Annotated in this window: 21 protein-coding genes, 1 tRNA gene and 2 pseudogenes; 16 read left to right on the plus strand and 8 right to left on the minus strand. The window is 35.9% G+C overall.

All coding sequences use genetic code 11. The annotated features are described in order from the left end of the window. Window positions 1-68 precede the first annotated feature (68 nt). From ACRYLU_RS02170 to ACRYLU_RS02210, 9 genes are all read left to right on the plus strand, one after another. Complete coding sequence (locus tag ACRYLU_RS02170; protein WP_445081135.1) at window positions 69-1,454, plus strand: LCP family protein; 1,386 nt, start codon at window positions 69-71, stop codon at window positions 1,452-1,454. Window positions 1,455-1,532: 78 nt separating this feature from the next. Next, window positions 1,533-1,606, plus strand: a tRNA-Arg gene (locus ACRYLU_RS02175). 149 nt (window positions 1,607-1,755) lie between these two features. Further along, window positions 1,756-2,517, plus strand: a complete 762-nt coding sequence (gene truA, locus ACRYLU_RS02180; protein WP_445081136.1) for a tRNA pseudouridine(38-40) synthase TruA — start codon at window positions 1,756-1,758, stop codon at window positions 2,515-2,517. 32 nt (window positions 2,518-2,549) lie between these two features. Further along, window positions 2,550-3,338 (plus strand): bifunctional hydroxymethylpyrimidine kinase/phosphomethylpyrimidine kinase, encoded by a 789-nt coding sequence (locus tag ACRYLU_RS02185; RefSeq protein WP_038599288.1) that lies wholly within the window; start codon window positions 2,550-2,552, stop codon window positions 3,336-3,338. A 39-nt stretch (window positions 3,339-3,377) separates the two neighbouring features. Further along, complete coding sequence (locus tag ACRYLU_RS02190; RefSeq protein WP_052053828.1) at window positions 3,378-3,878, plus strand: ECF transporter S component; 501 nt, start codon at window positions 3,378-3,380, stop codon at window positions 3,876-3,878. Next, window positions 3,859-4,401, plus strand: coding sequence for a TIGR01440 family protein (locus tag ACRYLU_RS02195; RefSeq protein ID WP_445081137.1), 543 nt, complete (start codon window positions 3,859-3,861; stop codon window positions 4,399-4,401). Before ACRYLU_RS02190 ends, ACRYLU_RS02195 begins: the two co-directional genes overlap by 20 nt. Further along, window positions 4,402-5,538, plus strand: a complete 1,137-nt coding sequence (locus ACRYLU_RS02200; RefSeq protein WP_445081138.1) for a pyridoxal-phosphate-dependent aminotransferase family protein — start codon at window positions 4,402-4,404, stop codon at window positions 5,536-5,538. 235 nt (window positions 5,539-5,773) lie between these two features. Further along, entirely contained in the window at window positions 5,774-7,381 is a 1,608-nt protein-coding gene (locus tag ACRYLU_RS02205; RefSeq protein ID WP_445081139.1) for a CTP synthase, read from the plus strand. Between the two features lie 139 nt (window positions 7,382-7,520). Beyond that, entirely contained in the window at window positions 7,521-8,435 is a 915-nt protein-coding gene (locus ACRYLU_RS02210; protein WP_104143110.1) for a lactate/malate family dehydrogenase, read from the plus strand. A gap of 31 nt (window positions 8,436-8,466) precedes the next feature. On the opposite strand, the gene ACRYLU_RS02215 is transcribed toward ACRYLU_RS02210, so the two are convergent. From ACRYLU_RS02215 to ACRYLU_RS02235, 5 genes are all read right to left on the minus strand, one after another. Continuing rightward, entirely contained in the window at window positions 8,467-9,339 is an 873-nt protein-coding gene (locus tag ACRYLU_RS02215) for a DUF1003 domain-containing protein (protein WP_058206022.1), read from the minus strand. 347 nt (window positions 9,340-9,686) lie between these two features. Then, a complete protein-coding gene (locus tag ACRYLU_RS02220; RefSeq protein ID WP_012897261.1) occupies window positions 9,687-9,887 on the minus strand; it encodes a YjzD family protein in 201 nt (66 codons plus the stop codon). A gap of 97 nt (window positions 9,888-9,984) precedes the next feature. Then, the gene (locus ACRYLU_RS02225) at window positions 9,985-10,464 is read right to left on the minus strand and encodes a nucleoside 2-deoxyribosyltransferase (RefSeq protein WP_038599308.1); all 480 of its coding nucleotides are present in this window, start codon (window positions 10,462-10,464) and stop codon (window positions 9,985-9,987) included. Then, a complete protein-coding gene (locus ACRYLU_RS02230; protein WP_098393194.1) occupies window positions 10,448-11,002 on the minus strand; it encodes an LOG family protein in 555 nt (184 codons plus the stop codon). The genes ACRYLU_RS02225 and ACRYLU_RS02230 overlap by 17 nt, the downstream gene beginning before the upstream one ends. Beyond that, entirely contained in the window at window positions 11,002-11,655 is a 654-nt protein-coding gene (locus ACRYLU_RS02235; protein WP_038599314.1) for a deoxynucleoside kinase, read from the minus strand. Before ACRYLU_RS02235 ends, ACRYLU_RS02230 begins: the two co-directional genes overlap by 1 nt. A 479-nt stretch (window positions 11,656-12,134) precedes the next feature. Here ACRYLU_RS02235 and ACRYLU_RS02240 point away from each other — a divergent pair, with 479 nt between their 5' ends. Beyond that, entirely contained in the window at window positions 12,135-15,317 is a 3,183-nt protein-coding gene (locus tag ACRYLU_RS02240; protein ID WP_445081140.1) for a DNA polymerase III subunit alpha, read from the plus strand. Window positions 15,318-15,346: 29 nt separating this feature from the next. Here the strand turns inward: ACRYLU_RS02240 and trhA are convergent, their stop codons facing one another. Continuing rightward, window positions 15,347-16,000 carry a PAQR family membrane homeostasis protein TrhA gene (gene trhA / locus ACRYLU_RS02245; RefSeq protein WP_021464201.1) on the minus strand — a complete coding sequence of 218 codons (654 nt, stop codon included), beginning with the start codon at window positions 15,998-16,000 and terminating at the stop codon, window positions 15,347-15,349. Window positions 16,001-16,201: 201 nt separating this feature from the next. Between trhA and ACRYLU_RS02250 the strand changes: the two genes are divergently transcribed. From ACRYLU_RS02250 to ACRYLU_RS02270, 5 genes are all read left to right on the plus strand, one after another. Beyond that, window positions 16,202-17,038, plus strand: coding sequence for a DegV family protein (locus ACRYLU_RS02250; RefSeq protein ID WP_445081365.1), 837 nt, complete (start codon window positions 16,202-16,204; stop codon window positions 17,036-17,038). Next, complete coding sequence (locus tag ACRYLU_RS02255) at window positions 17,031-17,891, plus strand: SGNH/GDSL hydrolase family protein (protein WP_080739827.1); 861 nt, start codon at window positions 17,031-17,033, stop codon at window positions 17,889-17,891. Before ACRYLU_RS02250 ends, ACRYLU_RS02255 begins: the two co-directional genes overlap by 8 nt. Then, complete coding sequence (locus tag ACRYLU_RS02260) at window positions 17,888-19,099, plus strand: glycoside hydrolase family 3 N-terminal domain-containing protein (protein WP_445081141.1); 1,212 nt, start codon at window positions 17,888-17,890, stop codon at window positions 19,097-19,099. The genes ACRYLU_RS02255 and ACRYLU_RS02260 overlap by 4 nt, the downstream gene beginning before the upstream one ends. 9 nt (window positions 19,100-19,108) lie before the next feature. Continuing rightward, window positions 19,109-19,765: a YpmS family protein gene (locus ACRYLU_RS02265; RefSeq protein WP_146978404.1), complete on the plus strand. Its 657-nt coding sequence runs from the start codon at window positions 19,109-19,111 to the stop codon at window positions 19,763-19,765. Between the two features lie 104 nt (window positions 19,766-19,869). Further along, on the plus strand, window positions 19,870-20,145 hold the full coding sequence (locus ACRYLU_RS02270; RefSeq protein WP_010905402.1) for an HU family DNA-binding protein: 276 nt from the start codon (window positions 19,870-19,872) through the stop codon (window positions 20,143-20,145). 109 nt (window positions 20,146-20,254) lie between these two features. Here ACRYLU_RS02270 and ACRYLU_RS02275 read toward each other — a convergent pair. After that, window positions 20,255-20,629 (minus strand): annotated as a pseudogene (locus tag ACRYLU_RS02275) (tyrosine-type recombinase/integrase); the annotation flags it as partial. A gap of 22 nt (window positions 20,630-20,651) precedes the next feature. Continuing rightward, window positions 20,652-21,809: pseudogene (locus ACRYLU_RS02280) on the minus strand (IS3 family transposase). 280 nt (window positions 21,810-22,089) lie between these two features. Here ACRYLU_RS02280 and ACRYLU_RS02285 point away from each other — a divergent pair. Continuing rightward, window positions 22,090-22,437, plus strand: coding sequence for a VOC family protein (locus ACRYLU_RS02285; RefSeq protein ID WP_143459256.1), 348 nt, complete (start codon window positions 22,090-22,092; stop codon window positions 22,435-22,437). Window positions 22,438-22,510 lie beyond the last annotated feature (73 nt).

Here is a 22,510-nt window from a genome sequence, read left to right on the forward strand (position 1 = left end):
AAAGAAAAATTAAAATCTAATTTTTCTTTTTTTGTTGTGAAAAATCAGAATTTTGATATAATGCTAATATGAAGCTTTGGATAAAAACACTTCTCATGCTTGGAAGTATTATTTTAGTAACGGCAATTGCTGCAGGCGGATATACATTAACCGTTCTGAACAGTACAACAAAAGCCTTTAAAATGACTTACACGAACGCTGGGAACGAAAAGACAAAACAAGTCATTCAGGCGACTGAACCTCTAACAATCCTACTTATGGGTGTTGACACAGGTGGTGAAGGTCGTGGGACATCCGATTCATGGAATGGGAATTCTGACTCACAGATTCTGATGACACTTAATCCTAAAACGCACACGACAACAATGGTTTCAATTGAACGTGATACGATGACTAACATTTTAGATGCTGACGGAAACATTGTTTCTAAGCAAAAGATGAATGCAGCTTATCCCTTAGGTTATAACTCAGGGTCGTCTTCTGACGGTTTAAAAAATGCTGTAAGTTATGCTATGAAAACAATTGGCGCTCAGACTGGTATTAATATTGATAGTTTTGCGACAGTCAATTTTGATGGGCTAGTCAATATGGTTGATAATGTTGGTGGGATTGATATTAACAATACCACAGGCCAAACCCTCTATATTTCAGATACAGAGCCGCAATATACTGCGAAAGTTCCACCTGGAAAACAACACATTAATGGTGACCAAGCCTTAGTTTATACCCGTGACCGACATCATTTACCAAATGGTGACTATGGTCGGGCAGCTCACCAACGTGAAGTCATTGCAGCACTCATGAAGAAAATTCTAGCTTTAGATAATATCACACGCTATGAACAATTTTTGAATGAAGCCTCAAAAGATTTTAGAACTAATATTCCAATTAATGCCTCAACAATTACTTCATTACTAGGTTATAAAGATTGCTTTAACAAAGTAGTTTCCGTTCAATATGAAGGCGTTGGTGAAATGGTCGATGGTGCTTCTTATCAATTTATGCCAACAGATATTTATTTAGCGATGCAAAATATCATGAAGAAATCGCTTGATGAATCAACTGTGACCACTTTGCCAAGCAGTTTGATTACTTACGAATCAGTTTTTGGCTCAGGAACAGCACCTTTTTACTATCTTCCTTCAGCCACTGTGACTGAAAAAGGAAAAGCTACAGTGACTTATGGTGTTGATACGCAAGGAAATCTTGTTTCTTTGAATTCTAAAAATTCAGGGAATTATGTTTCAACAAGTGGTGGCTCAGTTCAATCAGATTCAAGTTCTGGCTCCTCTAGCTCAGCAAGTGACTCCACGGCAACCTCAAGTTCTGATTCTACTTATCAACAAGATAGTACCTACAATGATGGCTATAATAATAGTAATGACAGTACAACATCTAGCTATGGAACAGATGATACAAACACAAGTAACTATGGCTACGGTACAAGTCAATAATTGAAAAAAATAAGAGAATATGATAAACTTGTTTCTGTCAGTAATTTTAGCTTAAAAATTTACTGACAGAAACAATTTGGTCCGATAGCTCAGCTGGATAGAGCATTCGCCTTCTAAGCGAACGGTCGAGGGTTCGAATCCCCCTCGGATCATGGTGCCAAACCTCGCCCCACCTTCGTAGTGGGGCATTTTTTTATACTTTTTTACGAAAAGCAACTTAAAAAAATACATATTAAAAAAGGATAAACCATTATAAAAAAAGAAAATAAAGTCCTAATAAAAATTGTGCTATAATAGAAAAATGACAAGATACAAAGCCACAATAGCCTATGATGGCACAGATTTTGCAGGTTTTCAAAGCCAAACAAATCAAAGAACAGTTCAAAAAGAAATTGAAAAAATACTGACGAAGTTAAATTCTTTTGAGCCAGTTATTTTACAAGGCTCAGGCCGGACGGATTCTGGAGTTCATGCTTTTGGTCAAGTCATTCATTTTGATTTAAAGGGCAAAGTTCGTGATTTGGAACGTTTGCGATTTGGTTTAGATACTCAAACCCCAGCAGATATTGCAGTAAAAAAAGTGGAACTTGTCCCAGATGATTGGCATGCAAGATTTCAAAAGCATGAAAAAACTTATGAGTATTATCTAGAAAATTCAATTACACGAAGTCCATTTCAAAGACATTCTAAAGCCTATTTTCGCTATCCACTTAATTATGAGCGAATGCAAGAAGCAATGTCAAAGTTGGTTGGAGAACATGATTTTACAGGTTTTACAGCATCGGGTTCATCAGTTGATGACAAAGTAAGAACGATTTATCAGGCAGAAATTATTCGTCTTGACGAAGAAAATTTCAAATTTATTTTTCGTGGCAATGGCTTTTTGTATAAACAAGTGCGAAACATGGTTGGAACAGTCATTAAAATTGGTAATGACCGAATGCCTGTCAGCCAAATAGATAAAATTTTGACCTCTAAAAATAGAGATTTTGCAGGACCAACAGCAGCACCTGAAGGTTTATATTTGAAAGAAGTCAAATATGAGGAAAATACTGACATCTAAAAGCTACTGTCAGTAAAATTAATGGAGAGAAGATGTCAAAGAATTTAAATGAGAACAAAAAAATTCTAACAATTGCAGGTTCAGATATCCTATCCGGAGGCGGAATGCAAGCTGATTTAGCGACTTTTGCAGCCAATGAACTTTATGGCTTTTGCGCCTTAACAAGTATTGTAACTGTCAAAGAAGATAAATTTTTTGTTCATCCAGTAGAAAAAGAACTCTTTCAAGAAGAGTTGGAAAGTTTAAGCGATGTGGACTTTTCAGCCATAAAAATAGGACTATTACCCAATAAAGAAATACTTGAACTGACCAAAAACTGGCTGACAGCTCTGTCAGTGAAATCTGATACTCCAATTATATTAGACCCAGTCATTGTTTTTAAAGAAAATGCTGACTATTCGGTCAATGAAATGCGTGACCTTTTCATCAGCCAACTCTTTTCTTTGGCGACTGTAATCACCCCAAATCTCAAAGAAGCAGAAATACTGACAGGGCTGTCAGTAAAAAGTAAATCAGAGATGAAAGAAGCAGCCAAACTTTTGCATGATTTTGGAGCAAAAAATGTCGTCATCAAAGGAGGAAATCGCTTTGACCAAAAACAAGCCATTGACCTTGCTTATGATGGAAAAGCTTTTTATGAATTATCAAGCCCGATTATAGAAAATAATAACAACGGAGCAGGTTGTACCTTTGCTTCATCAATTGCGGCCAATATGGCTTATAATCACCCCTTTAAAGATTCAGTCAAGAATGCAAAAGACTTCGTTTATCAAGCCATTCAAAATGCAAATGAATATGGTGTTTTTCAAAATAAAAAATAAATTTCCAAAAGTAAACCAAACTTCTAGGAAAAGTAGGAGATGAAACTCATGGACAACAGAAATATCAAAAAATTAACTTTACTTGCGATTTGGACAGCAGTCACTTTTGTTCTGGGTCGCCTATTTACCTTCCCTATTCCAGGTTCAGCCGGTAATATATTAACCCTTTTGGATGTCGGAATTTATACAGCAGTCTTTCTGTTTGGTAAACGAGAGGCGGCAATAATTGGGGGCTCTGCAGCCTTTCTACTTGATTTGACTGCAGGCTACAGTAACTACATGTTTTTCAGCTTAATTATTCATGGCGGGCAAGGCTATCTCGCAGGATTGACAAGATACAAATGGCTTAACTTTTTGGTCAGTCTTGTCTTTATGGTTGGAGGATATTTTATTGTTGGTGGATTAATGTACGGCTGGGGTTCAGCCATTGCGGGACTTTGGGTAAATATTATCCAAGTTGTGGTTGGCTTTGCTTTAGCAAAAGTCTTAAGCCCGCTCATTGAAAGGACAGGTATTTTAAATGGATTTAGAAAAGCTTAAAAAAGACACACAAGTCATTATCGATGATGTCATAAAACAAACAGAAATTAAAGCTGGTCAAGTCTTTGTTCTTGGTTTATCTTCATCAGAAGTAAATGGTGGTTTAATTGGCCATGCCAGTTCTAGAGAAATCGGTCAGGTCATTGTTTCTGTCGTACACAAGACCTTGTCAGACAAAGGAATTTATCTGGCAGTCCAAGCATGTGAACATCTTAATCGTGCCTTACTCATTGAAGAAGAATTATCCGAAAAAAAAGACTGGGAAATCGTTTCTGTGATTCCGCAACTCCATGCTGGTGGAAGTGGTCAAGTTGCCGCCTACCAACTCTTTAAATCTCCAGTTGAGGTAGAACATATTGTTGCCCAAGCCGGTTTAGATATTGGTGATACTAGTATTGGAATGCACGTAAAACACGTCCAAATTCCCGTCCGTCCAATTTTAAGAGAACTTGGTGGCGCTCATGTAACAGCTCTTAAATCACGTCCTAAACTCATTGGTGGAGAACGTGCGAGGTACAAATAAATGAAAGAGATGTTAATCATGACCGCAGGTCCGACTGAGGTGGCTGAAAATGTTCGATTAGCAAGAGCAAAGGTAACAACGAATCCGGATATTGATTTAGAATTTTATGACTTTTACAAAAAGACTTGTAGTAAACTTGCCCAATTTTTAAAAACCAAAAACGATGTCAGAGTCTTAGCGGGTGAGGGAATTTTAGGATTGGAAGCGGCTTGTGCTTCTTTAACCGAAAAAGGTGACCGCGTACTTGTGCTTGATAATGGTATTTTTGGTCATGGCTTTAGTGATTTCATTGAGCTTTACGGAGGTGAAGCAATTCTACTGGAGAGTTCAGAAAAAGAAGCATTTTCCTTAGAAATTCTAGAAAAATTTTTAGAAAAAGACCATGACTTTAAATATGCAACAGTCGTTCATTGTGATACACCCTCAGGCGTCTTAAATGACCTCTCAAGCATTTGTCCTCTCTTAAAAAAATATGGAGTTCTAACCGTTGTTGATTCGGTTGCAGCGATGGGTGGTGAAGATTTACAAGTTGATAAGTGGCAAATTGACATCGCTCTTGGTGGCTCTCAAAAAGTGATTTCAGCTCCACCAGGCTTAACAATTGCATCTATTTCAACAGAAGCTTATCAAGCGATGACAGAGAGAAAAAGCCCTATCGCAAGTTTTTATTGTAATCTCCTTACTTTTAAAGATTATTATGAAAAAAAATGGTTTCCATATACCATGCCAATTTCTGATATCTATGGATTAGACCAAGCGATAGATAATCTTCTTGCCGACCAAGAAATTTTGAAACGTCATGCGATGATTGGTCATGCGACAAGACAAGCAATTGAAAATTCTCCTTTGGAACTTTATTTGCAAAATGGCTATTCAAACACCGTTTCTGTTATTAAAGTGCCAGAAGGTCTGAATGATCAAGAAATCTTAAGAAAAATGCGAGAGAACTATCGAGTGATGATCACAGGATCATTCGATTATTTGGCTGGTAAAGTTTTAAGAATTGGGCACATGGGAGAGAATGCAAGACCAAATAAAGTGGCTTACAGTCTATATGCGCTTCAAAAAGTATTAGAAGATTTTGGTATTGCATTTAAAAATAATTTACAAGAAGATTTTTTAGAAGCTCTGAATTGAAAAAGAAGTGAAGCTTATAGCTTCTAATACAAATAAAAAGAAAAAATCTGATATTACAATGGTTCATGAAAAATTAAAAAACAGACTTTTGACAAAAAAGGAAAAATCAGATATAATTATTTTCGGGCACTGGTTTTTTATTATAAAAAATCAGTAACGGTAGGCTCCCCTCTGGGGAGCTGTTTTTGTTTTTCCCAGTTATTTCTGTTTTGTAAAAAGATTAGAGGAGATTTAGATGTCAACTAAGTATATTTTCGTCACTGGTGGTGGTACTTCGTCAATGGGTAAAGGGATCGTAGCGGCATCGCTCGGTCGTTTGCTTAAAAATCGTGGACTTAAAGTCACTGTCCAAAAATTTGACCCATACCTTAACATCGACCCAGGGACAATGAGCCCTTATCAACATGGTGAAGTCTTTGTTACTGATGATGGTGCTGAAACTGACCTTGACCTTGGTCACTATGAACGTTTCATTGACATCAATTTAAATAAATATTCAAATGTCACTTCCGGTAAAGTTTACAGTGAGATTCTTCGTAAAGAACGTAAGGGAGAGTATCTCGGAGCAACTGTCCAAATGGTACCGCATGTGACTAACATGTTGAAAGAAAAAATTAAACGTGCAGCAACAACAACTGATGCAGATATCATTATCACAGAAGTTGGTGGAACAGTTGGCGATATGGAAAGCTTGCCATTTATTGAAGCTTTACGCCAAATGAAAGCCGAAGTTGGTGCCGACAACGTCATGTACATTCATACTGTTCCAATTCTTCACTTGCGTGCTGCTGGAGAATTGAAAACTAAAATCGCCCAAAATGCGACTAAGACACTTCGTGAATATGGTATCCAAGCTAACATGCTCGTATTACGTAGTGAAGTTCCAATCACGACAGAAATGCGTGATAAAATTGCGATGTTCTGTGACGTAGCGCCTGAAGCAGTCATTCAATCGCTTGATGTTGAGCACTTATACCAAATTCCATTGAATCTTCAAGCACAAAATATGGACCAAATCGTTTGTGACCATTTAAAACTTGAAGCACCAAAAGCAGATATGACAGAATGGTCAGTAATGGTTGACCATGTCATGAACCTCAAGAAAAAAGTAAAAATTGCATTGGTTGGTAAATATGTAGAATTACCAGATGCTTATATTTCAGTGACTGAAGCGCTTAAACATGCAGGTTATTCATCTGATGCTGAAGTTGATATTAACTGGGTTAATGCTAATGATGTAACTGATGAAAATGTTGCTGATCTTGTTGGTGATGCTGCAGGGATTATTGTTCCTGGAGGATTTGGTCATCGTGGAACAGAAGGTAAGATTGCAGCCATTAAGTATGCGCGTGAAAATGACGTTCCAATGCTTGGAATCTGTCTTGGAATGCAATTAACAGCAGTTGAATTCGCTCGTAATGTTCTTGGACTTGAAGGAGCTCATTCATTTGAATTAGACCCTGAAACAAAATATCCAGTCATTGACATTATGCGTGACCAAGTTGATGTTGAAGACATGGGTGGAACACTACGTCTTGGACTTTACCCAGCTAAATTGAAAAATGGCTCACGCGCTAAAGCAGCCTACAATGATGCTGAAGTGGTTCAACGTCGCCACCGTCACCGTTATGAATTCAATAACAAATTCCGCGAAGACTTTGAAAAAGCTGGTTTCGTATTCTCAGGCGTTTCACCAGATAACCGTTTGGTTGAAATCGTTGAACTTTCTGATAAAAAATTCTTCGTGGCATGTCAATATCACCCAGAATTGCAATCACGTCCAAACCGTCCAGAAGAACTCTACACAGAATTTATTCGTGTAGCAGTGGAAAATAGTAAATAATATAGGCTAAAAAACCTCCGAGATTAGGAGGTTTTTTATTTGTTTTAAATAATCAGAATATTTAAAACATCCCTTGTTTTCCCATACTTTTTGTATTATAATAGATTCAATTTAAATCTGAAGAAAAAGGGGTGAAAAGATGCGTAAAGTAGGTCTAATTGGTTGTGGTCATGTTGGAGCAACGGTGGCTCTTGATATTGTTCAAGGAGGTCTTGTAGATGAATTGGTCATTGTTGACAAAAAAAGAGAAAAAGCTGAAGCAGAGGTTCTAGACCTGCTAGATGCCCTTTCTCTTTTGCCGTTCTATGTCAAAATTTATGTTGGAGAATATACTGATTTAGTAAATGCCGATATCATTTTATCGACCTTAGGCCATATTGAACTAATTAAACCTGGCGGAGACCGTTTTACAGAATTAAAAGCAAATATTCCAGAAATTAAAGAAGTTTCTGAGCAATTAAATAGGATTAATTTCAAAGGAATTCTGATTGCAACAACTAATCCAAATGATGTGATTGTCAATCTCTATTCTCAATTACTGAACCTCCCTCAAAGTCATATTATTGGAACGGGAACCTATTTAGATACTGCAAGAATGAAAGCACAACTAAGTAAAGCATTAAAGATTGATGGGCGGGCTATTGAAGGATATGTCCTTGGAGAACATGGAAACTCACAATTTACCGCTTGGTCAACGGTCAGAGTTGGGGGACAATCTTTTTTAGAGATTGCTAAAGAAAAAAATCTAGATTTAGAAGACCTAGAAGAAAAAGCGCGTCAAGGAGGCTTTGCTGTCTTTAATACGAAAGGTTATACTAATGTTGCCATAGCTGCAGCAACAGTATCTCTGATGAATCTGGTGCTTTCTGATGCTAAGAGTATTGCTATCTGTTCACATTATGATGAAAAGTTTAAATCCTATATTTCTACCCCTGCTTTGATTGGTAAAGAAGGAGTAGAGGCCCTTGTAAAACTTCCCTTAACTTTTGAAGAAGAAGTAAAGCTCAAACAATCAGTCTGTGAAATTCAGGAAAAAATAGATTATTTTAGTTAAAAAAAGAGCCTGTTCATTTGAACAGACTTTTTTAATCAGCATTAGCCATGCCTTCTTCTTCCTCATCGTCAGTATTTTCTTCAATACTGTCAAGAGTTTCTTCAAAACTATCAAAGGTTTCTTCAAAATCATCAAGTTGATCTTCGACATCATCCAAACGCTCACGAATATCTTGGTTTTGTTGATAAACTTCGTTAAGAAGAATTTGAATATCTCCAAGCATTTCGGTTTGAATTTTTTGAATTTGCATATTTGAAGCTTGATCATCCATCATCAAATGGTCAAGTTTTTCATGGAGGGCAGCTACCCCTTTTTCTGATTTAACATTGACTTGGAAGTCATTTTTAGCAGACAAGCGGTCATGGTGTGCAGCACGATTTTGACTCATCATAATCAAAGGGGCTTGCATTGCGGCCGTAATCGATAGAAAAAGGTTGAGGAGAATGAATGGATATTTATCCCACTCGACTCCGAAAATACCAGTGACATTAACAAACATCCAAACGACTAAAATTCCAAGATAAGTTAGAATAAAAGCCCACGAACCGACAAATTCAGTAACTTTATCAGCCACACGTTCACCGATAGTTTCTTGGGTTTGAAGTTGTTCTTCCACGTCATGAATCTCAAAGTTTGCCTTAGTTAATTCTTCATTAAGTAAATCATTAACGGTAAAGTTTTTTTGCAGGTCAAGATGAAAAAGGGTATCTAAGACCTCCAAACGGAATTTAACCTGATGTTCATTACAGATGAAATCATGACTGGTTGCTTCTGGGTAATCTCGCATGATAACGGTTTGAAGGCTAGGGTCGAGATTCTCAAGGAAATCTCCTCCTGACCGGCGATGAACACGACCGTTAACAAGACAGACGACTTTATTTTTATTAATTGGAGTTGGAGCCATTTTATAGCATGGTTCAAGCTTGTAAAATCTAATTTCTTATTTTGTGAAATGGGTCAAGTTTTTTGAATTAAAATCAAAAAGTTGGCACAAGAAGAGCGCCAATCTACTCTTGGTCAATTTGACAGAATAAGTAATCATAATAATTGCGGGTTTGGGTCGACCTTTCAAAGCTTGAGCGCTCTCCTTTCATTTAGGTTTTTAAAGGACAGTTTAAATATGTCCATATTAAATTATAAGGTATTTTAAGAAATTTGCAAGCCTCACGACCAAAATAAAAACTCCTGCAGAGCAAGAGTTTTTATTTTCAAACGCTTTTTAGCGAAAGAACCTGATAAAATATCAGTAATTTAGTTTGCTTTAGCCTCTTTTTCCACAGCTACAGCTTGGAAAAGATATACAAAAAGACCAAAGATAAGCGAGATAATCGTTGTCCAAAGTTCAGGGTCTGGAACGCCAGCAAGAGCAGTTGCAACATAACCTACAACTTGTCCAAGAGCAAGCGACCAAAAAAGTGTGACAATAAGTTTCATATTTACGCTTCTTTCCATTATTTTCTATCCGCCTATAGTATAGTACAAATTATGACAAATTTCAAATTTTATATATAAAGGAGCAGATAAAAATAAGCAGGTACTCATCTCTTTACTACTGGTATTTTCCACTATATGGGATTGGTTTAGCCTCTAAAAAATCATATTCTTCAACTTGTTCAATCTGGGTGAAGAAAGCTCTATTTCGCTCAGTGAGCATTATATTTGCTGGAATAGTATCTTCAAAACGAATAAGATAGGTTGGTTTTTCTAAAGCAATGGCGTAGCCAAGCTCCCAAGCTGTTCCAGAATCGGTATCTTGATGATCGAAATCAACAATTGCAACGATGATATCTGCTTTATTTACCTCATTTACATCATTTTCCATTGTCGCTTTGGCCCATTCAGGGGTAAAAGCTTCAACTTCTTGTGGTAAAGATTCAGGATGTTGACATCTCATTGGGCTAAAAAAGTTCGCTACTGTTTTATTTTTTGAAAGTGCATTTTCTAAAAGCTCAACTTTTTTTATTTGACTTTCGCTAAAAAATGGTGCGGCAAGGTAAACGTTAACCGCTTGATTAAACAACTTGTTCAAGGTTCAAATCTCCTAATAATTCTATAGTTTCTTCGGCGGTATCAACAAGAGAAATGGCATCTATGACTTCTTTAGAAATCATCCCTTCCTTAAGTTGCAAGCGCAGTAGGTCAAAAAGAGGTTGATAAAATTTTCGACCAACAAAAATGACTGGGCGGATAGCGGTTTGGTTGATAGACATCTCAGTTAAAAGTTGAAAACTTTCTTCCATTGTCCCAAATCCACCAGCTAAAATGACAAAAGCTTCTCCTAAATCAATGAGTTTACGTTTGCGCTCATCCATTCCACTTGTTAAATAAAGTTGACTGGCATTTTGACGAGGTGGTTCTAAAGGGAGAATTCCATCAGGATAAACGGCAATAACTTTACCTTGATGATGAATGACTGCATCTGAGACCATTCCCATACATCCTTCTTCGGAACCACCATAGACGAGGGTATGGCCTGATTTAGCAAGTAATATTCCTAATTTTTCGCTTGTATCTTTATAGATTGGATTTTTTCCATCTCTTGAAGAAAGAAAGACGGTGACATTCATTAATTATTTTCTCCTTCAATTTCTTTTAATTTTTCTTTGATTTGTTGCAAAACATGAATTTTTGATTGTTCATCCTCCACAAAATCATATTTATCGCCATCAATTTGGATTTTGGGACAAATATCAAAGGCTTCAAACCAAGTATCATATCTGCTATTTAATTCTTTATAGTAGTCATATAAACTTGGATCGTATTCCAATTGTTCAAATTGACGCCCTCTTTTTTTGATTCTTTCTAGCATTTTCTCAAAAGAAACTTTGACATGAATGAGTAAATCAGGTCTTTTTTTGAAAGATAAACTATCAATTTCTTCCAACATATTGTTAAGTAAGTCATCATAAACCTCGACTTCCGTTTCATCTGCTCGTCCTAAATCGGCGTTCAAATGAAAAAGCAGACTATCTTCATAAATCGAGCGGTCTAATACATTATTATTATCAGACAAGGCTCTTTTGATTGAATCAAATCGCTTATTTAAAAAGTATATTTGTAATAAGAAGGCATATTTTTGAGGGTTCTCATAGAATAATGGCAAAACTTTATTATCGTCAACACTCTCATAAAAAGCCTGTGTTTTCAATTCCTCCGCCAACATCTCAGTTAAAGAGCTTTTTCCTGCTCCGATTGTTCCAGCTAATACTAGCACTGTCATTACACCTTTCCCATTCTATTTTTAGTTTTAGTGATTGTTTAATTAAAAATTAGTAATAAATAAACAAGGCTTGCTCATTATAGTGCAAAAAAAAGTTCTCGTCAAATTGCTAATATATATGCTGTAAATGCTGTTGTTAAAGGAGTCTTTTAGTTTTTATAATTTTTTTATTACGATTAATAAATAGATGAAACATCTTAGCTTTTTGTAATAAAAACGAATTAAAAATAAGAATGAAAGCAGTTTTTAAAATTAAAAAATGTCAAAAATGTTGGACGTTTTCAGTTGTTAGGTTGTTTTTTGATATCATTTTAGTTAAATTGAATTACTTTTGTTTGTGTTTAATAACCGAAAATTGACGCTTTTTTTGTTCTTAGTTTGTCTAAACTTATCCCAAGTTCAAGCTAAAATATAGTATAATAAAATTAATATCTTTTAATTAAGAAATACCAGTCGTTTTAGCAAGAAAGGAGGAAAATATGTTTGCACCCTTGAATACAAAAACTGAATATAGTTTTTTAGATAGTGTCGTCAAAGTTGATGACTATTTGGAAACGGCGCACCGTTTAGGTTATCAAACGGTTGGAATTTGCGATGTAGGGAATCTTCATGCAGCTTTTCGTTTTGTCAGAAAAGCTCAAAAATTTAATTTGCAATCCATTATTAGTATTGAGCTAAATTTTGAATGGCGGGGTTTACCAATTGCTTTTTCTTTTATTGCTAAAGGTACTGAAGGTTATAAAAACTTACTTCGGATTTCGACGCTTCATAACTATGGACGCCGTCAATTTTCTGATATTCAAAATCATTTATCAGGAATCGCCTTGATTATTCCTGAAACTTACGGAAGTTTGAGCGAGCTGACAGAACTTTCGTCAGTAGCTGATGAAGCTTTTATTGGGATTGATCAACTGACAGATAAAGGGGCTAAATTTAATTTACCAACACTTCCTTTTCCTGCTATTCGCTATTTGAATTTTGCTGATAATGAAATTTTAGCAATTTTGCATGCGGTGCGTGATGGAGTTTCTTTTGATGAAAGTCTAACAATCAGTTCTAATGAACTTCTTCAAAGACCAGAAGCTTATGAGACTTACTTCCTGAAATATTTTCCACAGGCTTTGAAAAATCTGTCAGCATTAACAGCAAAGATTGCTTATCAGTTCGATGAAAAATTGGAGCTTCCTAGATTCGATAAGAAGAGACAGGCAGTTGAACATTTACGAGAAGAAGCGACTTTAGGTTTGTCAGCTCGACTTGAAGAAAAAAAATTACTGACAGAAGTCTCGTCAGCAAATTTGCAAGATTTGTCAGTTTATCAAGAACGTTTAGAAAAAGAGTTGTCAGTCATTCATCAAATGGGATTTGATGATTATTTCTTGATTGTCGCGGATTTGTTGCGTTATGCTCGTGAACAGGAAATTTATTGTGGAATGGGGCGTGGTTCAGCGGCCGGTTCTTTAGTTGCCTATGTTTTAGGAATTACACAAGTTGACCCTGTTCAACATAATCTCTTCTTCGAACGTTTTTTGAATCCAGAACGTGTGGCCATGCCCGATATTGACATTGACATGCCAGATGACCGCCGTGCTGAATTATTGGCCTATATGAAAAACAGATATGGTTCAGACCATGTCGCACAAATTGTTACTTTTTCAACCTTGGGTAAAAGACAGGCGCTTAGAGATGTTGGTAAAGCTTTTGGAATGACTGAAGCTGAATTATCCAATTTGACTCGGATGCTTGTGCGTCGTTTTGGAACTTTGGCTGATGAGTATGAAAATAATCAACGTTTTAAAGCTGAAGTGTTAAAAAATGGAAAATTGAAAAGAATTTATGAAGTTGCAAGACGAATTGAGGGAATGCCCCGTCAGACTTCAACACACGCTTCAGGTGTCGTTCTTTCTGAAGAATCTTTGGTGAATTATGTATCACTAAAACCGTCAGAAGATTTGGCTTTGACGCAATATGAGGCGCCAGATGTTGAAGCAATTGGACTTTTGAAAATTGACTTTTTGGGATTACGTAATTTAACAATAATTTCTAGATTACGTGATTTAGTGAAAAGACGTCAAAAAATTGATGTTGATCCACTAAAAATAAATTTGGAAGATGAAGACACATTGGCCCTTTTTCGGGCTGGAAATACCATGGGAATTTTTCAGTTTGAAAATCCACAAATGCGACGTTTTTTAAGAAACCTTGCCCCAAGTAAATTTGATGATATTGTTGATGCAACTTCAATTTTCCGTCCTGGTCCATCACAGTTTATTCCACAATTTGTTGCTCGACGACATGGGAAAGAAATTGTGCCTACAGTGGATGATTCTATTAGTGAAATCTTAAAGCCAACATACGGAATTATGATTTATCAGGAGCAAATTATGCAGGTGGCTCAAGCTTTTGCTGGCTTTTCTCTTGGGAAAGCTGACCTTCTTAGACGAGCAATTTCTAAGAAAAAAGGGTCTGAGTTAGAAAAGTTGCGTGAAGATTTCTTAGATTCAGCAAGCCATAATGGCCATTCTAAAGAAAAAGCAGAAGAAATCTATGACTTAATTGAACGTTTTGCTAATTATGGTTTTAACCGTTCACACGGTTTTGCTTATGGGGGACTTGCTTTTCAAATTGCTTATTTTAAGGCACATTTTCCTGATGAATTTTATGAAATTCAATTACGTGATCGCAAACGTGAAGTAATGATTTTAGATGCGTTAGAAAATGGGTTTGAAATAGAAAAACCAAGCATTAATCTGATGAAAATTGGCGATTTTGTAAAAAATAAAAAGATTCGTTTAGGATTGGCTCACGTTCAAGGAATTTCTCGTGATTTAGCAAAATGGATTGTTGAAAATCAACCCTATAAAGATTTAGCAGACTTTGTCGAAAAATTACCTAATAATTTTCATAAAAAAGAAAACATTCTTCCTTTGATTCAGATTGGAGCCTTTGATTATGCAGATTCAAATCGAGGGAAATTAGCTTATAATTTGGCTGACCATGCTAATTTATTAAACTATTATAGTGATGATATTTTTATGGCAAGTTCTGGTGGGGGCTTTGCCTATCATGAGGCAGAAGATTATTCAGAAACTGAAAAATACGATTTTGAAAAAAATTTATTAGGAATTGGGGTAACACCACATCCTTTGCAAAATCTAGCTCGCAGATTTGAAGATAATTTTACACCTCTTGCTCAACTTGTGAAAAATAGGCGAATGACTATCTTGGTTGAAATCAATTACATTAGAACGCATCGGGCTAAGACAGGGCAAACAATGGCCTTCTTAACAGTCTCTGATAGTCGTGAAAATTTTGATGTGACCCTTTTTCCAGAGATTTATCGTCAATTTTCAAGTGAGCTTGAACAAGGGAAATTTTATCTCATCAGTGGAAAAGTAACAGAACGTAATGATGAATTACAGCTGGTTGCTGACCGAATAAGCCCAGCTTTGGAAACGGATAGAAAACTTTGGCTAAATTTAAAAGATGAGAAGTATAATCAAAAAATTTCACAAATTTTGCGTGAATTTCCGGGCTCTCATCAAGTGATTCTTCACTATTCAAATTTGAAAAAAACAATCCAAACAAAAATTTATGTGGAAGAGTCGGAGATTTTACAAAAAAGGCTGGAAGGGTATGTTATAGCTGGTATTTATAAATAAAAAAACCGTTCATCCGAACGGTTTTTATCTTATCCCACATAAAGGTAAACAGAGAAGAACATGAGCATTGCAGCCAGTAAAACAAAGAGGTGCCAAACCACATGGGCAAAAGGAAATTTAAAGTGATAGATGAGTGCTCCAACAGAATAAACAACGCCACCAGCGACTAAAAGCCAAAAACCTACGGGATGCAGGGCATTCCATAAAGGATAAATGACGATTAAAATCATCCAACCGAGAACGACATATAAAACGGTCGATAATTTAGGCGTTTTACCCCATTTTGGTAAGTAGATTGATGTTAAAACAATCCCTAAAATAGAACATATCCAAATAACTGCTAGGACAATCCAACCTAACCAATTGTTTAAAGCAACTAAACAGTAAGGGGTATAAGTTCCAGCAATCAAAAAGAAAATTCCGTTGTGGTCAAAAACTCGAAAGACTTTGACTGCTTTAGTAAAATGTAAACTGTGCGCTAAAGTTGAACATAGAAAAAGAATGACTAACGAAGCTCCATAGATTGTAAAAGCAACCACTTCAAGTGCAGAACCAGATGCGGCACCTTTAATGACAAGGAGAACTAATGCTGCAATTGCTAGACCAGTTCCTGCTCCATGAGTAACTGCATTGAAAATCTCATTGAGAATCTGATAGGTTTTTGAACCTTGTGTTTCTTCCATTTGGTCTCTCCAATTTATTGATTTATTCAGCTTTTGAGCAATTTTTAATCTGTTTTTGGAATCAAAAAAATAATATTATCAACCTTTTTTGCTCTTTCCAACTGAAAATTTGTTATAATATATGATAGCACAAATTGTATAGAAAAGGAATTGGACTGCCGACTTTCTCTTATGAGAAAAATGGGAGTTCAGATAGTAAATATGCCAATAAAAATTGTGACAGATTCATCCATTACGATTGAGCCAGGAATTGCTCGTGAACTTGACATTACTATTGTTCCGTTGTCAGTAACGATCGATGGAACAATGTATTCAGACGACGACTTGAAGTTTGAAGATTTCATGGTCAAGATGGCTGCATCAAAAAACTTGCCTAAAACAAGTCAGCCACCAGTTGGTGTTTTTGCCGAAGTTTATGAAAAAATTGCTGCTGAGGATGATGAGATTATTTCCATTCATTTAACAGAAGCATTGTCAGGAACAGTAGAGGCAGCACGCCAAGGGGGAATGCTTTCAGGTCGTAACGTAACGGTCATTGATAGTGACTTTACTGACCAAGCACAAAAATTCCAAGTGGTTGAAGCAGCGCGCCTAGCAAAAGCAGGAGCATCTAAAGAAGAAATTATAGAAAAAATTAAATATATTCGAGAAAATACAGAGCTTTTTATCGGATTTTCAACATTAGAAAATTTGGTTAAAGGTGGTCGTGTCAGTCGAATGACAGGACTATTTGGAAGTCTTTTACAAGTTCGCGTCATTGGAACTTTGAAAGACCGCGAATTGAATACTCTTTTACGTGGACGTGGAAGTAAAACTTTTTATAAATGGCTTGAAGAACTTTCAGATTCTATTAGTAGTTCTGGACGTAAAATCCGTGAAATTGGAATTTCTCATGCTCAAGGTTTAGAATTTTCACAAAAAGCGAAAGAAGTTTTGCAAAAATTTGTTGAAAAACCTATTTCAATTTTAGATACCAACACGACAATTGCCACTCATACAGGTCCTGGAGCTTGGGCAATTATGATTGATTATGAATGATAAATCTAAAAATATGATGAAAAATTTTATACGTACATTTGCCGGCTTGTTGCTGGCAATTTTGCTAATTTTGGGCTTCTTTTTGCTCGTTTTTCCAAAGGCAGGGGACCGATTTTCAGCTGACAAAAAAGTTTCAACTCTGTCAGCAAAAAATCTGACTTATGCAGCTTTAGGAGATTCACTGACAGAAGGAGTTGGAGATGCCACAGGACAAGGTGGTTTTGTCCCTTTATTTGCCAAAGATATTGAGAATAAGACAGATAGCTCTGTCAGTAGTCAAAATTTTGGAAAAGCTGGAGATACAAGTACTCAAATCTATAATCGTATGATGAAAAGTAAAAAAATTACTGACGGCTTAAAAAAGGCTGATATCATTACGATTACCATCGGAGGAAATGACGTCTTAAAAGTCATTCGTGATAATGTCAGTAAACTCTCATCAATGACAGAAAAAGATTTTACTAAGCCAGAGGAACTTTATCAAGCACGAGTGAAAAAATTATTAGATAAAATTCGCGAAGACAATCCCAAAGCGCAGATTTATGTTCTCGGAATTTACAATCCTTTTTATCTTAATTTTCCTGAGCTTACAGTCATGCAGAATGTGATTGATAGCTGGAATACAGCGACTGCCGGCGTTGTAAGTCAAGAAAAGAACACTTATTTTATTCCAATCAATGACTTACTTTATAAGGGTTCAGGAGATAAACAAGCGGTTGAATCTGGCAGTACATCCGATGCAGTTTCCAATAACTTACTTTATACAGAAGACCATTTCCACCCAAATAACGTAGGTTATCAAATTATGGCTGACGCAGTATTTGCAAGTTATAAGGAGGTCAACCAAAAATGACTAAGCGCTTAAAGAAAAAAGCAAAACCAGTTGTTTTTCTAGGTCTTGTTCTTGGTTGTGCATTAATTTTGTCAGGAGTTCTTGGTTTGGCGGGACATTTAAACGAACAAGAATCGTCTAAAACAAAAAAGAAAAGTCAATTGTCAGAAACGAAAAGGAGTTCAACTTCTTCAAAAAATATGGATAAAAATATTGAGCAGATGACTTTGGAACAAAAAGTTGGACAGTTATTTATGACAGGAATGCCAGCAAGTAACTATAATCAGGCAACTTTTGATGCGATTGAAAAGTATCAAGTAGGTAGTATTATTTTGACTGGTCGCTCTAATCTCAGTGTCCCAGAAATGAAAGCTATTACTGACAAACTACAAGGCTTAGCACCGGCTAATCGCAAACTCTTGATATCCTGTGACCAAGAGGGAGGAAATGTTCAAGTTCTCCAAGGTCAGGGTTTTTCACAGATTCCTGATGGATTAACTCAAGGAAGTTGGACAGCTGATAAATTACAAAAGGAATCACAAACTTGGGGAAGTGAACTTTACGCAGCTGGAGTTAATTTTGACTTAGCACCAGTTGCTGACCAAGTTTTATCTGCCGACTTTGCTCCACAAAATGCTCCAATTGGCTATTGGAGTCGCCAATATGCTTATGATAAAGCAAGTATCATAAGCCATGCTCATGCATTTACGGAAGGCATGAAAGCAGCCAAGGTTTTGACAACTGCTAAACATTTTCCAGGGCTTGGAGCGGTGACAGGCAATACAGATATCAGTGCAGGTGTTAGAGATGACCAAACGAATTCCAATAGCGAATCTGTTCAAATTTTCAAAGATTTAATCTCTTCAGGAACACCTTCGATTATGACCGCAACCGCTATTTATGATAAAATTGACCCTAATCTTCCCGGTGCTTTTTCATCCAAAATGGTTGATGGTTTACTACGGAAACAATTAGGTTTTGATGGTTTGGTTATTACAGACGATTTATCAAATGCTGTCCAAGTACAGTCATGGACGCCTGGTCAAAGGGCAGTTTTAGCATTGTCAGCAGGAAATGACCTTGTTTTAGCAAATGAGCCTACACAAATTCCAGAAATGATCTCAGAAGTTTTGCAAAAGGCAAAAGCAGACCCAGACTTTGCTAAAAAAATCAGTCAATCAGCCACAAGAGTGATTAAAGTAAAAGAAGAAATGAAACTTGTAGAATAGAGAAGCAAAATGGAAAATAACGAAAATCAAACAAGAAAATCAAAAACAAAAAATTCCACTAAGCCAAAAACTGAAAAAGAAGAAGGTCTTAAAAAACGTCCTATTTGGAAATGGCTCTTTATTATTCTTTTGGCTCTGAATATAGCTGGAGTTGTGTTTATTGCCATTCGCATAACTAGCCCAAGAGACCAAACGGTTCTCAATCAAAAATCAACTAATCATTCAGACCAAAAGGTTGCTCAAATTACGAGCACGACTTCGCAGCTTAATGAATTGATAAATAGTTATTTAGAAACCTATCAAACTAAAGAAATGACTTATAAGTTTTATATTTCTAATCAACAAGCAGTTCTTGAAGCATCTTATAAACTTTTTGGAACTAAAATTCCACTTTATATTTATTTTGAACCTCTGGCGCTCTCAGATGGTTCAATTAGTCTATCTGTCCAAAATATTTCTGCTGGAAGTTTGAGTTTACCAACTTCGGAAGTTCTACAAATCGTTAAGTCATACGACTTGCCAGACTTTGTTCAAGTTGAAAGTAAGAAAAATCAAGTGGTCATTAATTTGTCCAAAATAAATGTATCAGGTAATCTTTATATTAAAGCAAATCAAATTGATTTAGGTAAAGGGAATTTTGTCTTTGATTTCATGAAAAAAGCCTGAAAAACGCATTAAAATGGCATTTTGACTTGCAAACTGAGCTAAGATTTGCTAAAATGAAAATTGCCTATGTTTAAGGTAAAAAACAAATGGAGGACATTTCTAAAATGGCTAACAAACAAGATCTTATCGCTGAAGTTGCAGCAAAAACAGGATTGACTAAAAAAGATTCAGAAAAAGCAGTTAATGCTTTTGGTGAAGTTGTAACTGAATTCCTTGCAAAAGGTGAAAAAGTTCAATTGATCGGTTTTGGTACTTTCGAAACTCGCGAACGCGCAGCTCGTGAAGGACGTAACCCACAAACTGGTGAAGCAATCAAAATCGCTGCTACAGTTGTTCCTGCATTCAAAGCTGGTAAAGCATTGAAAGACGCAGTTAAATAATTATAGCTATAAAACATCAAGTATCACGCTAGTTCGTGGTACTTTTTGTTTTTTTCTAAAATGAAAAAGGGGCACAAAAGGGGCACAAAATAAAAAAACTGGCAAAGGCTCAGTTCTTTTTATTTAGTATATCTATTATCGAAGACTTCATATTTTCGGTAACGTGAGTGTATATAGCAGTTGTTGTTTTACCACCATCCTTATGCCCTACTCTATCGACAATTGCTTTGAGGGGAACATTGTTTTCTGCCAGATAGCTTATTAATGTATGACGGAAGATATGGCTTGATAGATTCTTGTTTATTGGCGATTTAAGGCGAGAATTTGCTCTTTTAATTGCAAGGTTAAAGGAGTTTGTCTGCAACGGAATACCACGCTTAGAAACGAAAATATAGCCCATTTCGTTATAATCGTTTCTTACAGATTTGGACAAATTATTTTGTTCAATTATTTCGTCTAATATCTCTATTTCTCGGTCACTCAAATCTTGGACTAATGTCAAATATTTAGACACAAAATGAGCTATATTTTCTTAAAATAATTTTCTTCTTTCTGATTTGGAGTTAAACCATTGTTGGCGGAATGAGGATTATAATTGTTATAAAATTGTTCGATGTATTCAAAGCAAGAGAGTTGAACTTCTTGAATGGAGTGATAAGTTCTGCGATTAATTTCTCGTTGTTTAAGATACTTGAAAAAGACCTCGGTGACGGCATTATCATAAGGATATCCAGGCTTGGAGTAAGAAGCAAGCAATTGATGCTCATCTAATAACTTTCTAAAGGAAGCTGATTTAAATTGGCTTCCTTGATCCGAATGAAAGATAATTGGTTCCTTAGGCTTCCTCTTATTTATAGCTGTTTCTAAGGTGTCACAGGCGAGTTTGGCATCAATCCTATCACTTACTTTCCACGCGATACATTTCCTTGAGTAGAGGTCAAGGATAGCACAGAGATAAACATGTCGCTTAGGTCCTATAGAGATATAAGTGAAATCAGTTGTCCAAACTTGATTCGGGGAGTTCGGGTTAAATTCTTGTTTAAGCAGATTACCAGAAGAAAATACAGGAGATTTATTTGATTTAAAACGAGGTTTGATGGTTGACATTTTAGGGAGTGTCATAGACTTGAGAAGTCTTAAGATACGGCCTTCAGAAATATTAACGCCATAATCACGCAGAAGAATGATTTTAAAAGCTCTCGTTCCAATTCTTTTCTTGGCTTTCATATAAATTTCAAGGAGTAATTTTCTCAAGCGTTGATTTTCTACTTCACGCTTCGAAGGCCTCTTGTTTATGAAGTTATAGTAGGTGGAACGATTGACATGTAAAACACGACAGAGCATAACTGTCGTGTGTTCAAATCGGAGTCGATAGACGGCTTTTAATCTCATTTGGAGTTTTGCATGAATATGGCACTCGCTTTTTTTAAGATCAGATTTTCTTCCTCTAGTTGGGCATTCCTTTTTTGTAATTCTTGAATCTGTTTAGCAGTCAACACCGTATTATCTTCAAGACGCACTTGAGAGTACTGCTTAATCCATTTTGCAAGTGCAGAAGAAGATACCCCATAATCTTTACAGAGTTCAGTTTGTGTTTTACCAGTTTGATAGAGATTAACGAGCGATTGTTTGAAATCCTCGTCGTAACGTTTAAAACCTGACATAAAAGTCCTTTCATTTTTGTGTCTTAATAGACAGATTATAACACACAATTTTCTGTCCACTTTTATAGTATAGCTCCAAGAAACTAAATATAGAGCATGGCTTCGTAAAGAATATGGAGAATAGACGAAAGAAAAATGATATAATAGGAGTGTACTTTTTAAATAAAAAAACCGCTGAGACAACTCTTGGCGGTTTTACTATTTCTAATCTCTCAAGTGGAGTCGAGTGGGTTATGATATAATGACTTTACTATTTTTATGAATGTTAGGAGAGATCGTTATGCTAGATCATATTGATATTACAGTAAAAGATTTGAATCGATCAAAGGAATTCTACAGACCGCTTTTATCAGCATTAGGAATTAATGGTTTTAGTAGTGATGTTAACGGTGTGAAATTCTATGATAAAAAAGATTATATTTGGATTGGCCAAGGCATTCCGAAAAGATTTCATTTTGCTTTTTCAGCTCAAGATAAAAAACAAGTTGATGATTTCTATCAATTAGCTCTAAACATTGGTGGTAAAAGTATCGGAGAATCTAAGGGTCAGAATGATAACTATTATTCTTGTTACATCTTAGATTTAGACGGCTATTTATTAGAGGCAGTTTATAGAAATAAAGATTAAAAATAATTCTCAGTGACTTAAACTCATTTAGAATATAGTCTGCACTTCCAAATACTCCCTCATGGATGATATG

The organism is Lactococcus sp. KTH0-1S (assembly GCF_052544945.1).

Coding starts and splice junctions, on each gene's coding strand:
- ACRYLU_RS02170 (WP_445081135.1), top strand. CDS start 69: ATGAAGCTTTGGATAAAAACACTTCTCATGCTTGGAAGTATTATTTTA.
- truA (WP_445081136.1), top strand. CDS start 1,756: ATGACAAGATACAAAGCCACAATAGCCTATGATGGCACAGATTTTGCA.
- ACRYLU_RS02185 (WP_038599288.1), top strand. CDS start 2,550: ATGTCAAAGAATTTAAATGAGAACAAAAAAATTCTAACAATTGCAGGT.
- ACRYLU_RS02190 (WP_052053828.1), top strand. CDS start 3,378: ATGAAACTCATGGACAACAGAAATATCAAAAAATTAACTTTACTTGCG.
- ACRYLU_RS02195 (WP_445081137.1), top strand. CDS start 3,859: ATGGATTTAGAAAAGCTTAAAAAAGACACACAAGTCATTATCGATGAT.
- ACRYLU_RS02200 (WP_445081138.1), top strand. CDS start 4,402: ATGAAAGAGATGTTAATCATGACCGCAGGTCCGACTGAGGTGGCTGAA.
- ACRYLU_RS02205 (WP_445081139.1), top strand. CDS start 5,774: ATGTCAACTAAGTATATTTTCGTCACTGGTGGTGGTACTTCGTCAATG.
- ACRYLU_RS02210 (WP_104143110.1), top strand. CDS start 7,521: ATGCGTAAAGTAGGTCTAATTGGTTGTGGTCATGTTGGAGCAACGGTG.
- ACRYLU_RS02215 (WP_058206022.1), bottom strand. CDS start 9,339: ATGGCTCCAACTCCAATTAATAAAAATAAAGTCGTCTGTCTTGTTAAC.
- ACRYLU_RS02220 (WP_012897261.1), bottom strand. CDS start 9,887: ATGGAAAGAAGCGTAAATATGAAACTTATTGTCACACTTTTTTGGTCG.
- ACRYLU_RS02230 (WP_098393194.1), bottom strand. CDS start 11,002: ATGAATGTCACCGTCTTTCTTTCTTCAAGAGATGGAAAAAATCCAATC.
- ACRYLU_RS02235 (WP_038599314.1), bottom strand. CDS start 11,655: ATGACAGTGCTAGTATTAGCTGGAACAATCGGAGCAGGAAAAAGCTCT.
- ACRYLU_RS02240 (WP_445081140.1), top strand. CDS start 12,135: ATGTTTGCACCCTTGAATACAAAAACTGAATATAGTTTTTTAGATAGT.
- trhA (WP_021464201.1), bottom strand. CDS start 16,000: ATGGAAGAAACACAAGGTTCAAAAACCTATCAGATTCTCAATGAGATT.
- ACRYLU_RS02250 (WP_445081365.1), top strand. CDS start 16,202: ATGCCAATAAAAATTGTGACAGATTCATCCATTACGATTGAGCCAGGA.
- ACRYLU_RS02255 (WP_080739827.1), top strand. CDS start 17,031: ATGAATGATAAATCTAAAAATATGATGAAAAATTTTATACGTACATTT.
- ACRYLU_RS02260 (WP_445081141.1), top strand. CDS start 17,888: ATGACTAAGCGCTTAAAGAAAAAAGCAAAACCAGTTGTTTTTCTAGGT.
- ACRYLU_RS02265 (WP_146978404.1), top strand. CDS start 19,109: ATGGAAAATAACGAAAATCAAACAAGAAAATCAAAAACAAAAAATTCC.
- ACRYLU_RS02270 (WP_010905402.1), top strand. CDS start 19,870: ATGGCTAACAAACAAGATCTTATCGCTGAAGTTGCAGCAAAAACAGGA.
- ACRYLU_RS02285 (WP_143459256.1), top strand. CDS start 22,090: ATGCTAGATCATATTGATATTACAGTAAAAGATTTGAATCGATCAAAG.